This is a genomic window from Vibrio nereis NBRC 15637 (assembly GCF_001591105.1).
GTDB lineage: Bacteria > Pseudomonadota > Gammaproteobacteria > Enterobacterales > Vibrionaceae > Vibrio > Vibrio nereis.
The window spans coordinates 395,579-408,117 of sequence record NZ_BCUD01000001.1 but is presented as its reverse complement, the minus strand read 5'-3'; the positions used below and the strand labels follow the sequence as shown (position 1 = coordinate 408,117).

The 12,539-nt window shown below is 42.8% G+C and carries 13 protein-coding genes; 5 read left to right on the top strand and 8 right to left on the bottom strand.

All coding sequences use genetic code 11. From position 1 onward, the window contains the following. Nucleotides 1–41 precede the first annotated feature (41 nt). Together VNE01S_RS01780 and queD are read right to left on the bottom strand one after the other, a co-directional pair. Nucleotides 42–1,196: an amino acid permease gene (locus VNE01S_RS01780; protein ID WP_053395562.1), complete on the bottom strand. Its 1,155-nt coding sequence runs from the start codon at nucleotides 1,194–1,196 to the stop codon at nucleotides 42–44. Between the two features lie 504 nt (nucleotides 1,197–1,700). Then, complete coding sequence (gene queD / locus VNE01S_RS01770; RefSeq protein ID WP_053395564.1) at nucleotides 1,701–2,069, bottom strand: 6-carboxytetrahydropterin synthase QueD; 369 nt, start codon at nucleotides 2,067–2,069, stop codon at nucleotides 1,701–1,703. Between the two features lie 281 nt (nucleotides 2,070–2,350). On the opposite strand from queD, the gene VNE01S_RS01765 reads away from it, so the two are divergent. The 4 genes from VNE01S_RS01765 (at nucleotide 2,351) to VNE01S_RS01750 (ending at nucleotide 6,215) form a co-directional block, all read left to right on the top strand. After that, on the top strand, nucleotides 2,351–3,964 hold the full coding sequence (locus VNE01S_RS01765; RefSeq protein WP_053395565.1) for a methyl-accepting chemotaxis protein: 1,614 nt from the start codon (nucleotides 2,351–2,353) through the stop codon (nucleotides 3,962–3,964). A 182-nt stretch (nucleotides 3,965–4,146) separates the two neighbouring features. Further along, nucleotides 4,147–5,547: an asparagine--tRNA ligase gene (asnS, locus tag VNE01S_RS01760; RefSeq protein WP_053395566.1), complete on the top strand. Its 1,401-nt coding sequence runs from the start codon at nucleotides 4,147–4,149 to the stop codon at nucleotides 5,545–5,547. 121 nt (nucleotides 5,548–5,668) lie between these two features. Next, nucleotides 5,669–5,908 carry a hypothetical protein gene (locus tag VNE01S_RS01755; RefSeq protein ID WP_053395567.1) on the top strand — a complete coding sequence of 80 codons (240 nt, stop codon included), beginning with the start codon at nucleotides 5,669–5,671 and terminating at the stop codon, nucleotides 5,906–5,908. 109 nt (nucleotides 5,909–6,017) lie between these two features. Further along, the gene (locus VNE01S_RS01750; RefSeq protein WP_053395568.1) at nucleotides 6,018–6,215 is read left to right on the top strand and encodes a hypothetical protein; all 198 of its coding nucleotides are present in this window, start codon (nucleotides 6,018–6,020) and stop codon (nucleotides 6,213–6,215) included. Between the two features lie 32 nt (nucleotides 6,216–6,247). On the opposite strand, the gene VNE01S_RS01745 is transcribed toward VNE01S_RS01750, so the two are convergent. From VNE01S_RS01745 to VNE01S_RS01730, 4 genes are all read right to left on the bottom strand, one after another. Then, the gene (locus VNE01S_RS01745; protein ID WP_053395569.1) at nucleotides 6,248–6,457 is read right to left on the bottom strand and encodes a hypothetical protein; all 210 of its coding nucleotides are present in this window, start codon (nucleotides 6,455–6,457) and stop codon (nucleotides 6,248–6,250) included. Nucleotides 6,458–6,523: 66 nt separating this feature from the next. Then, nucleotides 6,524–7,939, bottom strand: coding sequence for an aminotransferase-like domain-containing protein (locus VNE01S_RS01740; protein WP_053395570.1), 1,416 nt, complete (start codon nucleotides 7,937–7,939; stop codon nucleotides 6,524–6,526). Nucleotides 7,940–8,151: 212 nt separating this feature from the next. Further along, a complete protein-coding gene (locus VNE01S_RS01735; protein ID WP_053395571.1) occupies nucleotides 8,152–8,757 on the bottom strand; it encodes a vWA domain-containing protein in 606 nt (201 codons plus the stop codon). Then, nucleotides 8,730–9,656: a vWA domain-containing protein gene (locus tag VNE01S_RS01730; RefSeq protein ID WP_053395572.1), complete on the bottom strand. Its 927-nt coding sequence runs from the start codon at nucleotides 9,654–9,656 to the stop codon at nucleotides 8,730–8,732. Before VNE01S_RS01730 ends, VNE01S_RS01735 begins: the two co-directional genes overlap by 28 nt. A gap of 330 nt (nucleotides 9,657–9,986) precedes the next feature. On the opposite strand from VNE01S_RS01730, the gene VNE01S_RS01725 reads away from it, so the two are divergent. Continuing rightward, the gene (locus tag VNE01S_RS01725) at nucleotides 9,987–11,177 is read left to right on the top strand and encodes an amino acid aminotransferase (RefSeq protein WP_053395573.1); all 1,191 of its coding nucleotides are present in this window, start codon (nucleotides 9,987–9,989) and stop codon (nucleotides 11,175–11,177) included. 49 nt (nucleotides 11,178–11,226) lie between these two features. On the opposite strand, the gene VNE01S_RS01720 is transcribed toward VNE01S_RS01725, so the two are convergent. Together VNE01S_RS01720 and VNE01S_RS01715 are read right to left on the bottom strand one after the other, a co-directional pair. Next, nucleotides 11,227–11,862, bottom strand: a complete 636-nt coding sequence (locus VNE01S_RS01720; protein ID WP_053395574.1) for a porin family protein — start codon at nucleotides 11,860–11,862, stop codon at nucleotides 11,227–11,229. Nucleotides 11,863–12,013: 151 nt separating this feature from the next. Further along, nucleotides 12,014–12,391: a hypothetical protein gene (locus VNE01S_RS01715; protein WP_053395575.1), complete on the bottom strand. Its 378-nt coding sequence runs from the start codon at nucleotides 12,389–12,391 to the stop codon at nucleotides 12,014–12,016. Nucleotides 12,392–12,539: the final 148 nt, after the last annotated feature.

The following is a 12,539-nucleotide window of genomic DNA, read 5'->3' as shown; positions in this document are numbered from 1 at the left end:
AGCCCGAGCACTAAGCTCGGGCTTTTTCGTAATAGAGAAACCTAAATAACTTGAGACGCCAGCAAGAATCCACCAAACAACAATGAGAACAGCAACATCATTGTGCCTCCTTCAGTGGTATAACGCTCTGACTCTGTCCCTGCCAGTCTTAATTTATAAACCATGGCTAATGGAACAAAGATGGCTAACAACACCAAAATAATGCCCGCATATGCCAATACAGACAGGAATTTGTCTGCCGCAAACAATGCGCCGATCAACGGTAGAATGAAAGTGATCACGTAAGTCACTAATCGGTTCTGGTTAAACATGTCACGGTTTTGGTTGTATAGAGACATTGCTACCCCAAAGAACGACGTCAACAATGCTAAACCTGTAAACACTGACAGCAAAGAGGCAAACCAGCTTGAGTGATGTTCGAATGCTGCGATTAAATCGCTGATGCCTTTTAGTGCAACCAACTGCTCTGGGTTTAAATTACCTACTACTGCAAATAACCAGCACAAGTAGCAAGCAAGAGGGATCAACGAACCAACAATAACCATATTACGCAATTGCTTATCAGTTGCTTCTTTGTTGTAAGACACCAGTGATGGGATCACGACCATAAAGCCAAAACTAGTAAATAGTACCGCACTGGTTTTAATTAGTGCAAAGTGGTCATCATTAATGACGCGAGCCAGATTATTGCTACTAAAGTCAGGCAAAAGGAAGAGCAACGTCGCTGAAAGGCTTGCTATCATGATGAAAAATAGCGCACGGTTTAACTTATCTATCACCCCTGTACCAGCAGCAATCAAAATGCCAGACAGTAGAGTAAATCCAATTTGACTTTGATAGTTGGTTAAATCCACACCAAATTTCTGCGCCAGTTGGTTAACCAGATCGGCAGCGCCCAGAATGTACGCCATCAACAGACAAATAAGCAACGCATAAAGAAGTGCATTTGAAACGAGCTGTCCACCCTTCCCTAGAGTTTTGCGTGCAATCGAGTTTAGCCCTAGCCCTCCTCCTGATTTGATGGTCGCTTCAAGCAATAACAACGCTGCGTAGGTTGTTCCGAAGCATATAAAAATCATCAGCAAAGCCCCGTACCAAAGCCCAAACTGGGCCAGAACCATCGGGATTGCGAGCATGCCAGCGCCCAGCGCTGTACCGGAAATAATTAGGGAGCTACCTAAGAGTTTTGTGTTCATATTTTCGAATTCTATATTTGATGAGTAAAGATTGAGATGCGCGTGTGCCTAGCGCGATGGCTAACAATCAAAAGAAATACGAACAGCGAGCTTTAAAATTAAACGAACGAAAAGAAGCGGAGGTGCAGAAAGATAAGCTTTCAGAAGAGAGAGAAGAGAAATGTTGTGTAGCAAGTACTGAATGTGGCGACCCTTCGGTCGGTTCAATAATTGGCGTCGTAATTTTTAATATCATTATATTGTCCGATGTTGTGAAATAATCCATATAAACTGAGAAGCATACTTTGTGCGACTCACCTCTCATAACCGAGGCCAAATCATATTATCTATTGATTCGGGGAATGCAATGACAAAATTTGACAATTATTTACTAATGTAGATTTATTAACCAGGAGATCGAGACAAAACCAGTGGTTTACAATCCTACTTCACGTTGTCGTTACTTGTATTGCTAAACAAAAAAGCGAAGCTGTTTTGCTTCGCTTTCGAGTTCCAAGAGTTTGTTTACTCTTCTTCGCCCTTATAAATACAGCCAGCTGTACATGTCTCTTTGATTTCCACTTTACTCAACAGTGGCAGACCTGGCTTAAGCTGTTGCCAAATCCACTTTGCTAGTACTTCGCTGGTTGGATTTTCTAAACCTTCAATATCATTCAAATAATAGTGGTCTAGACGGTCATAAATAGGCTTGAACGCTGTTTTGATCTCAGAGAAGTCGATCACCCACCCTGTGTGTGGATCAACTTCACCTTCTACATACAGGCGAACTAAGAAAGAGTGACCATGTAGACGACCACATTTGTGACCTTCAGGAACATGCGGCAAGCGGTGTGCAGCTTCAAACATGAATTCCTTGTAAAGTTCAGTTCTCATTTTGATTCTCGGGCTTTAAGAAAGACAGGCAATACTAAGGAAATACACTAAGTGTGACAAGCATCTCAGAGCTTAAAATAGCAAGTAATCGCGCTTTAAACCGCACAGCACGCCGGAAAAACGTCACTTCGTCAAATAAACGTTAACAGACGCTTTACGTCACATTTACCTAACCCACACTTAGCTTGTGGTCACATAACATATCTCAACACCTTGAGTTGTATTAGAATTCAGACATCATTTTGACGTTTATTCCAATTATAAAATCTAAGTATTTACATATGAGCTCAACGATTACTGCGAAGTTGCTGGTGACTCTCGTCACTGTATTCTCTCTGGTACTGGCTTCCTCTACCGCGTATCAATACTGGCAACAAAAAGAGTTAATGAATTCCGTTCTTAGTGAACAACTCCATGACAAAGCAAGTAACTATTTTGATAGCCTCAACATGATGATGCTAACTGGCACCATGGCGCAAAAAGAAACATTGCGACAAAAAGCACTTGCGCAGGATGGTATCGAGCAAGTTAAAGTCCTTCGAGCTGATGCAGTCAGTAAGCTCTACGGTCCTGGTCAAGAGAACCAAAAACCCACTGATGAGATAGACCGACGCGCACTCAACGGCGAGCTTATTATCGAACCCATTCAAGCTGATTGGGGTAAAGGCTTGGTTGTCGCCCTACCGATGAAATCAAGTGAAAACTACCGCGGTACAAACTGTGTTTCTTGCCATATGGCTCCCGAAGGCGAAGTTTTAGGTGCTATCCGTTTGGAATACAACTTATCGCACGTGAACAGCATGATTAGCCAACGCACATTTATCGCGGTGTCTATCATGGCAACATTAGGCTTAATTGGTTTTCTGGTTACCCTACTCCTGATCCGAAAATTCATTGTTCGCCCAATTCAACAAACCTCAAGCTATATGCAGAGTGTGAGCGAAAGTAAAGATTTATCTCAAAGACTCGAACACAAAAATAAAGATGAAATTGGCCAATTAGCCATCGCGATTAACTCCTTTATGGGTACGGTAAGTGATAGCCTTCAACAAGTGCAAAATACCTCGCACGACCTAACTCATTCGGCAGCACAGTTAACCAATGTCGCGATGGTGACGGATCAAGCTGCGCACAATCAACAAAAAGAAACCTCTGATGTACAAACCAACATTGAACAGATGCAATCTCAGCAACTGCAAGTTGAGCAAGCAACCGAAGACGCGTCAGGTTTAATTAAACACACAACCAGTGTCGCAGAACAAAGCGCTTGCCAAGCTCATAGCGCCAGCTCTGAGATTAAAAACCTAGTCACAGACATTGAGCAGGTCAAAGGCAATATCGTCGACCTTAACCAGCAAACAGCAGAAGTATCAACGATTTTGGAAGTCATCAAAGGAATAGCAGAACAAACCAACTTGCTCGCCCTGAATGCCGCCATTGAAGCAGCTCGAGCAGGTGAACAAGGCAGAGGGTTTGCTGTTGTTGCAGATGAAGTACGCCAGCTTGCGAGCCGAACGTCTGAAGCAACCGGAAGCATTGAGAGCATCATTTCCCAATTCCAGAAAGACAGCGAAACATCACTCAAATCAGTCGATAACGTTTGTGATACCGCACACCAGCGTTCAAATGAAATCGAAGCTTTATCCACTGCGATGTCAGATGTAGTAAGCGAAATGCAACAAGCATTGCAGCATGCGGAAAATATCCAGCAGCAAACGAGCAATACCACTTTGATTAGCCAAGATGTGCAACATAAAGTAGAAATCATCACACAGCATGCGGATAACACCTCTCAATCAGCCGCGCAGACACGTGATATCAGTATGAATCTTGAGCAGCTTTCTGAGCATTTGGAATCACTTATCAATCAGTTCTCACTTTCTCAGAAGAAATAAGCCGATTTGAGTGGTTTTTATACGCCGAATCGAGAATTAAAGGTTGAAGCATATTAATTGAAAGGTAATATGTTCCGTTGAATATGTAGAATTCTACCCAACCCAGTGTTTGCTCATTATTCATTCAGTGAGCCTTACAAAACATTGGGTTGAATTTTTACTCAATGGAGAATATTTAAAACATGACTTACGCGCCTGTAAATGACGTACTAAGCGGTAAGCTGGCAGTAGACAGTGAAGTTACTGTTCGAGGCTGGATCCGTACACGTCGTGATTCCAAAGCTGGAATTTCTTTCCTTGCCATCTATGACGGCTCTTGTTTCGACCCGATTCAGGCCGTGGTCCCAAATAATTTAAATAATTACAACGACGAAGTACTAAAGCTAACCACAGGCTGTTCAGTTGAAGTTACTGGTAAAGTTGTTGAATCTCCAGCAAAAGGTCAAGACTTTGAGCTTGCCGCAACTGACGTTAAAGTTGTTGGTTGGGTTGAAGATGCAGATACTTACCCAATGGCGAAAACTCGTCACTCAATTGAGTATTTACGTGAAGTTGCCCACCTACGTCCACGTACTAACGTAATTGGTGCAGTCGCGCGTGTTCGTAACTGTCTGTCACAAGCCATCCACCGTTTCTACCACGAACAAGGCTACTTTTGGGTGTCTGCACCGCTTATCACAGCATCTGACTGTGAAGGCGCTGGTGAAATGTTCCGCGTTTCAACGCTAGACATGGAAAACCTACCTCGCACAGAAGAAGGCAAAGTGGATTACAACGAAGATTTCTTCGGTAAAGAGACTTTCCTTACTGTATCAGGTCAGCTGAACGCAGAAACGTACGCTTGTGCTCTTAGCAAGGTTTACACGTTCGGCCCGACTTTCCGCGCTGAAAATTCAAACACCAGCCGCCATCTAGCGGAATTCTGGATGGTTGAACCTGAAGTTGCATTCGCAGACCTAGATGACGTAGCAAAACTGTCTGAAGATATGCTTAAGTACGTGTTCAAAGCAGTACTGGAAGAGCGTCGTGACGACCTAGAATTCTTTGCACAACGAATCGACAAAGAAGCGATCACTCGCCTAGAACAGTTTGTTGCTTCTGACTTTGCTCAAGTAGACTACACGGACGCAATCCAAATTCTTCTAGATTCTGGTCGCGAGTTCGAGTTCCCAGTTGAGTGGGGTATCGATATGTCTTCTGAGCACGAACGTTACCTAGCAGAAGAACACTTCAAAGCACCTGTAATCGTTAAGAACTACCCGAAAGACATCAAAGCATTCTACATGCGTATGAACGATGACGGTAAGACTGTTGCGGCGATGGATGTTCTTGCACCGGGTATCGGCGAAATTATCGGTGGTTCTCAACGTGAAGAACGTCTAGACGTCCTAGATGAGCGTATGCGCGAAATGGGTATTGAACCTGAGCACATGGGCTGGTATCGCGACCTACGTCGTTACGGCACAGTACCTCACTCTGGTTTCGGTCTGGGCTTTGAACGTCTAGTTTCATACGTAACAGGTATGGGTAACGTACGTGACGTAATTCCGTTCCCACGTACACCACGCTCTGCAAACTTCTAATTGCAGTTAGCTTGAAAGAAAAGCCTCCTTCATTGGAGGCTTTTTTATATCTCTATTCATTGGAACAACCTAACTTTATCTACTAATTTTAAAGGTGTTTATAGTGTTTAGGGAAAGCAAAATGAAAGTATTCAAGATAGAAGATCTCAACTACAACGGCGTTCAGGATGGTGTGCACAGCTGGGATCACCCGCAAGGTCAACAACCCTACTATTGGCATCCTGATTGGTTACATGTAGCAGAAGATCTCATGGGCATTCACGGCCGAAAAGAATTGGATCTGAAAGAAGGGGAATCCCCCACTATCGAACATGCGAAACAGGCCATTGTTGATGAGTTGAATAGCAAACAGCAGAAGTAACCGAATCTAATACCACCAATTTACCGCGTTTCATAACAAGCAATAACTCACTCAATACGCCATACTTAAAGATGTCACTAAGAGTGGTATTTTAGTGAGGAGACAAGTTATGAAAGTATTCAGACTTGATGACCTGTCATACTGTGGCAGGCACGAAAAAGTGATGGATTGGGATCACCCTGCGGGTAGCCAACCCTACTACTGGCACCCTGACTGGCTACAAAACGCGGAAGATTTAATGGGAATCTACCCATCTGAATCCGACCCTTCGTCTTCAGATCCAGATAAAACATCACACAGACCCTAGTTACTTTAAAGCCTCCTATTTGGAGGCTTTACTCATTGTTCTCGGTCGACTTTAGACGCATAACGAACGCCATAAATGCATAAAGCAAACATGGCAAAAGGAATCGCAGCCGCTGTGTATTCTAAAAAGGGCATTCCAGAAAATGATTTGGACAAAATAAGGTGACCAAAAATAACAAGTAACGCGCTAACTATCGCAACAGCGATCAACCTAGATTCATGCTTCGAGCCCTGCTTTTGCATAACATTAACCAATTAAGAACGAGTTAAGCTATTTCACTACAAGCCACTACAACCGTTGCAGTACAGTTATTGTGATAAATGACCAAACAGTTCAGTTTTTGCTAATTCTGCCATCTGCTGAAGTGCTCGTTGGGTGTCCTCATTCAACTCAAAAGAGATGTTTAAGCGAATACAGTTTTGATAAAGGCCTTGCACGCTAAACAAATTCCCATACCCAAATGACACGCCTTGAGCGATGAGCTGTTTATAAAGCAACGAAGTATGGAGTTCTTCAGGCAGTTTCACCCAAAGAAAATAACCACCGGCTGAAGAAAACACCTGAGTACCTTTCGGAAAGGTGAATTCAATAAACTTAATGTACTGCTGCTGGCGTAAAGCCAACTCTTTTCTCAATTTACGTAAGTGGTTGTCGTAGCTTTCATATTGCAAATAATGGGCAACACCCTGCTGAATAGGAAAGCTGCTTGAGAGAGTCGATAATAGCTGTTGCTTTTGCAGGCGTTCACTCAATTTTCTATTTACAACCCAGCCTATGCGATAACCAGGACATAGCGACTTAGAAAATGAACCACAGAGCAGCACCCGATCGTTTTCATCCCAATATTTTAGTGGCTTAGGCTTACAGTCTGAGAAATGCAGTTCCGCATAAACATCATCTTCGATCAGGTTAACCTCATATCGGTTCGCCAAATCGACTATCTTTTTTTTGCTACTATCACTATAAAGTGCCCCTGTTGGGTTTTGATAGTTTGGCATCAGCCAACACGCAGTCACACTTTTTCTCTGAAAAGCCTCTTCTAAGCCTCTCAAATCAATCCCTTTGATTGGATCGACAGTAACACTCACCACATTCAGCTGACTTCGTTGTGTTGCTTCGATCGCTCCATAGAAGACAGGGTCTTCAATAACAACATGGTCGCCAGGGGTAGTGACCACTTGTAGGCTAAGATTCAGCGCTTCCATCGCCCCAGAGGTAATGACTATGTCCTGGTGTGATACGACGATGCCATTTCTTACATAGCGCTGCGCAATCAAACGCCTTAGCTGTTCATTTCCTGGAGGTAAGTCAGCCACGGGACTGTTTAATGGCATTTGCCGCCCTGCTCTTGCAAGGTGACGCGTCAACGCCTGAAATGGATAAAGTTGAGGATCAGGGAGTGCGAGCCCTAAAGGCGCTTCCACTTCACTGCTATCACGCAAGTATTCATAAAGTTCATCTTTATATTCAGTTCGAGGAGGCGGGTCATTGGGCGAATCCGTGCTGACTCTTTCAACCTTAGGCGAAACAAAATACCCAGACTGAGGTTTTGCTTTTAACCAACCTTCGGATTCCAGCAGTTGATAAGCTTGTAAAACAGTAGCTGCACTGACAGAAACACTGCGGCTCATAACACGCACAGAAGGAATCTTCTCGCCGGAGCGCCATGTTTCATTTTCTATTAACTGTTTAAAATCTGTTGCCAACTGTTGGTATCGATTCATACCTGTACTTATCTGCCATTACCACTGAGCAAAACATTATACGTACAGAGATACAGTTAGTACTAAAGTAGGAACTTAATTGTGCGTTCAAAGTAGCAAAACGATATTGATTCGCAGCCAGTGGTTAGAGGTAAAGGTTAAATAATAAACAAGCCGTGTAAGAAAAAAGCGCCTAGTAAGGTTCTAGGCGCTTAATCGAAAAAAAAAACAGATTATTGAATGGTTAGTTCACGCGTTACCTCTTCACCGTTAATTTCTAGTGAAAGCTTTACAACGTCACCTGCTTGCAAAGGCGTGTTCAACGCCGCTAGGTAGGCGTACTTAACCGTTGTTTGTAAGGAAGAATAGATGCCTACAATATCCGAAGGGTTAAGCACTTTATAGTAACTACCACCCGTTTGCTCTGAAATTGCTTTTAAATCTTCTTCATCTGCGCCTGCACCCAAAGCAATAGAGTGAACGGGGATAGAATTTTGATTCGCCGTTTCAATAACACCAGCTCTATCGTAAAAGCTACTCTTGCCGTCAGTCATCACAAATGCACGCTTAATTGCATTATTACGACCAGTAAGGGCCGTGAGCGATTCGTTAACGGCCCTTTCCAAGGCTGTACTGTATCCCCAGCGATTTGCTCGGCCAACTGATGCTATGTTATCAGTGCGATCAATATGTCGTTGATCATATTGAATTTGGTTATCCCAAAGCCCAGAATGGGGATTATACATATCGATCGCAAAATGTAATTTGGCCTGTTCTTGTGTAAAACCAGATTCTGAGTAGGCATAGCTCACTAACTGACCTTGATCATCGGAAAGCATAAACGTCTGTAAAAAAGATCATTAATCATATGTACGTACGTTGCAAAAGGTATCACTGCGACTTCATCTGCTGTATTTTTTTCTGAAACGAACTGATGGGCAGCCAAAGCGGTAAGTCTCGAAAGGTTATACGTCTCACCATTACTATCAACCACGTCCTTATTATTTTCGTCTTTAGCATCATCATCCATAGAACCACTTCGATCTAACGTCAAAGTATTACTACTCGCCACGCCAAGTTGATCCGATGAATTTAACGTCGAAATAGAGATTGGCAGATCGTTCACACTAACAGTAAAAGCCGCTTTCGTTAGCTGAATTACCGCGTTGTTGGTTGATGAGTCAGTCACAGAGAACATCAGCTCATCACCACTCGCTTTCTGGATCGCACTAATCACATAAGTCGAGTCGCTTGGGATAGTTGAAGCTACAACTGTTGGTTCGCTACCGTCTTCGGCAGGAACAAAGTTCTCCGCATGCGCTTTCAGTGTTTTGAACCCGTCAAGAGAAGCACTAATGACCGCATTTTCAACATCAGTGTCTTCTTTAGGTAACTGTAAAAGGAAAACACCACAGTTATTAGTTGTTGTTTGTGCACCTAACGCTGAGCCTGCTGAGTCTTCAAGAGTAACTTTAGCGTTAGCCATAGGCGCATAACCGTCTGGTACATTTGGACAGTCAGCACTAAGAGGATTGATCAACCCTGAGTACATTGCGCGAGAAGATTTAACCGCTACGCCTTCAGGAATAACCAGTGAGCCAGAATAGGTGTATGAAGAAGTGACTGGCACATCTGGTGTTGAAGTTGTATCTCCACTGGCATTATCACTGTCTCCACCACCACAGGCAGTCAGCGATAAAAGTGAGGCTACAATTGTAAGATGTTTTAGATTATCCATATTGTTATTTTCCTAGCAAATAAACGCCGACAAATACTAACCTCAATGCATATAAAGAAAACCACCTTTTTAAAACATTTTATTTACAATTCCAACAAGTGAGACACTTGGCTGTGTTTTAGAAAGGCCTTAAACGTTAGAAACAAAAACATCAATAACAACCATTCTGCTTAGATATATTCACTTTAAAATCCTATAAAGCACCATTTGACTATGTTTCTCTTACACAACTGAAATTTGTTTACTTTTGTACACGTAAACGGTTGTGCCAACACTACGAGAAAGGTATAAATAGCGGTATACCCACGTCGACTAACATGGATGATCAATATGTTTGAAAAAGTAGTAGCTGCTCCTGCAGATCCTATCCTTGGCCTTACCGAAGAGTTTAAAAAAGACGCTCGTACTGACAAAATCAACCTTGGTGTTGGTATTTACAAAAATGAGCAAGGTGAGACTCCTGTATTAGCTACCGTTAAAAAAGCAGAAGCTGCTTTGGTAGAAACAGAGAAGACGAAATCTTACCTAACCATCGAAGGTACAGCTGAGTATGGTTTGGCAGTGCAAAAGCTACTGTTTGGCGCAGATTCAGAAATCGTAGCGAACAAACTGGCAAAAACGGCACAAGCTCCTGGTGGTACTGGTGCATTGCGTGTTGCTGGAGAGTTTATCAAGCGCCAGCTAGGTAATGTAAAAATCTGGATCAGTAACCCTACTTGGGCTAACCACAACGGTGTGTTTACTGCTGCTGGTATCGAAACAGCACAGTACAGCTACTATGATGCAGAATCGAAAGACAAAGACTTCTCCGCTATGGTTGCTGACCTAGAAAAAGCGTCTGAAGGTGATGTTGTTTTACTTCACGGCTGCTGCCACAACCCAACTGGTATCGATCCAACACTAGACGAGTGGGAAACACTTGCCAAACTGGTTGCCGAGAAGAAACTACTTCCGTTATTTGATTTCGCTTACCAAGGTTTTGCGAAAGGCGTGGAAGAAGACGCTGCTGGCCTGCGTATTTTTGCTAAGTACAACAAAGAAATCCTAGTCGCTAGCTCATTCTCGAAGAACTTTGGCCTTTACAACGAACGTGTTGGTGCATTCACTCTTGTGGCAGAATCTGAAGATGTTGCAGCAACTGCGTTCTCACAAGTAAAAGCTATTATTCGTTCAATCTACTCTAACCCACCAGCTCACGGCAGCGCAGTTGTAACTCACATCTTAAACGATGCTGACCTTCGCGCAGAATGGGAACAAGAAGTCAAAGAGATGCGTGACCGTATCCAAGACATGCGTGAGCTGTTTGTTGCCACTTTAAAAGAACAAGGTGTTGACGCAGATTTTAGCTTCATCGAACGTCAAAATGGTATGTTCTCGTTCTCTGGTTTATCTAAAGAGCAAGTAACGCGTCTAAAAGATGAGTTTGGTATCTACATTGTGGGCTCTGGCCGTATCAGTGTTGCAGGCATGACTCGTTCAAACATGCTGCCACTATGTAAAGGTATCGCCGCGGTACTTTAATAGTCCAAGCCGGTAACAATATGAAAAGGGTCAGCAACGCTGACCCTTTTTAGTAATAATACCTAAATGAAATGCCACCTTCATTGATGGTTGCAATATGCTTATCGCGATGAGAGTAAAAGCCACCATAAGCTACTCTGGGGGATACATGGTAGTCCACCCGGAATGTGTATATCTCTTCATCTAAGATATCACTTCTTCTGAATTCGGCTTCTGTCGACATTTTCCAACGCTCTGTAAATTGGTAATTAAGCGCTAGATTGCCACCCCAGATAAAACAGTCTTCTCTGGTAAGAGTCTCATCTGTCTCATTATCAGTTTGGCTAGCCCACAGTATCCCGGCCAAAGCCCCCGCCACTATGTCCAAGTTATTATGTATGTTCGCGACATACGCGACACCTGGTAACAAGGAATAAAGCTGAGAGGTTGTTGTATCGGGGTGAATAAAACGCGCTTCGTAATCCAAAGTAAGTAATACCTCTGGCGTATAGAGATAGTTACCACCTACAGACATTGCTGATACATGACTATTCTCACCAATAATTTCATTTAATGAACCTGCACTAATTTGAGCGTAAAGAAGTTCATGATTGATATTGTCTCGAACAACATCATTTTGTGCGTATAGAGGCGCAGAACAAGCCAATATTACACCACTTAACAACCAACGATACTTGACGTCCATTCTAACCTCTCGTTGTTCATTTCCCTTTCTAACATTAGCAGAAAATGAGTAGGTATCGTAACTGCAATGTATATTGAATATAACAACTTATGCCATGTTAATGAGGCTAAAACCGAAGAAAAATAGCAAAAATAAAGCCTCTTCTGAGGCTTTAAAAAGTAATCTTAAGTTCGTCTTGATTTAAGCGTTGAATACGAGCATGAGCGCGGGAACTGACTTTTTCAATCTGATTGTTATCAAGCTCATACGGCATGACAAGATTGATCTCCTCCAAGCCTTCACTCTTTGCTAACTCTACTAAGGTAATGAGATTAGATTCATCACTCCGATTTGCAGATAGCGACTTCATAGCCTGATCCCACAAGCGATCTTCAACTGAAATAGAGTCTTTGACGGTGTTTTTCCACATCAGACTGAAAATAGGTGCGAAGGTGCTCATTGCTTCCAAAAATGTCCATTTTTTGGAACATGATGCTCCGAGGAAAGAAGTGTAATCGAATACCACACTCGCCTTTACTTGATGCTCCATATCAACCCCCGTTTATATCGGCAACACAGTATTCTAAATATCCTCCAACCTTCTAGATATAGCAATAGGATATAAAACAATCGTCTTTTATGCCCCTTCAGCGTTTTAAAAAGCTATATAAAAACCAGTCTTGTAACAATGCGTGCAC

Coding starts and splice junctions, on each gene's coding strand:
- VNE01S_RS01780 (WP_053395562.1), bottom strand. CDS start 1,196: ATGAACACAAAACTCTTAGGTAGCTCCCTAATTATTTCCGGTACAGCG.
- queD (WP_053395564.1), bottom strand. CDS start 2,069: ATGAGAACTGAACTTTACAAGGAATTCATGTTTGAAGCTGCACACCGC.
- VNE01S_RS01765 (WP_053395565.1), top strand. CDS start 2,351: ATGAGCTCAACGATTACTGCGAAGTTGCTGGTGACTCTCGTCACTGTA.
- asnS (WP_053395566.1), top strand. CDS start 4,147: ATGACTTACGCGCCTGTAAATGACGTACTAAGCGGTAAGCTGGCAGTA.
- VNE01S_RS01755 (WP_053395567.1), top strand. CDS start 5,669: ATGAAAGTATTCAAGATAGAAGATCTCAACTACAACGGCGTTCAGGAT.
- VNE01S_RS01750 (WP_053395568.1), top strand. CDS start 6,018: ATGAAAGTATTCAGACTTGATGACCTGTCATACTGTGGCAGGCACGAA.
- VNE01S_RS01745 (WP_053395569.1), bottom strand. CDS start 6,457: ATGCAAAAGCAGGGCTCGAAGCATGAATCTAGGTTGATCGCTGTTGCG.
- VNE01S_RS01740 (WP_053395570.1), bottom strand. CDS start 7,939: ATGAATCGATACCAACAGTTGGCAACAGATTTTAAACAGTTAATAGAA.
- VNE01S_RS01735 (WP_053395571.1), bottom strand. CDS start 8,757: ATGCTTTCCGATGATCAAGGTCAGTTAGTGAGCTATGCCTACTCAGAA.
- VNE01S_RS01730 (WP_053395572.1), bottom strand. CDS start 9,656: ATGGATAATCTAAAACATCTTACAATTGTAGCCTCACTTTTATCGCTG.
- VNE01S_RS01725 (WP_053395573.1), top strand. CDS start 9,987: ATGTTTGAAAAAGTAGTAGCTGCTCCTGCAGATCCTATCCTTGGCCTT.
- VNE01S_RS01720 (WP_053395574.1), bottom strand. CDS start 11,862: ATGGACGTCAAGTATCGTTGGTTGTTAAGTGGTGTAATATTGGCTTGT.
- VNE01S_RS01715 (WP_053395575.1), bottom strand. CDS start 12,391: ATGGAGCATCAAGTAAAGGCGAGTGTGGTATTCGATTACACTTCTTTC.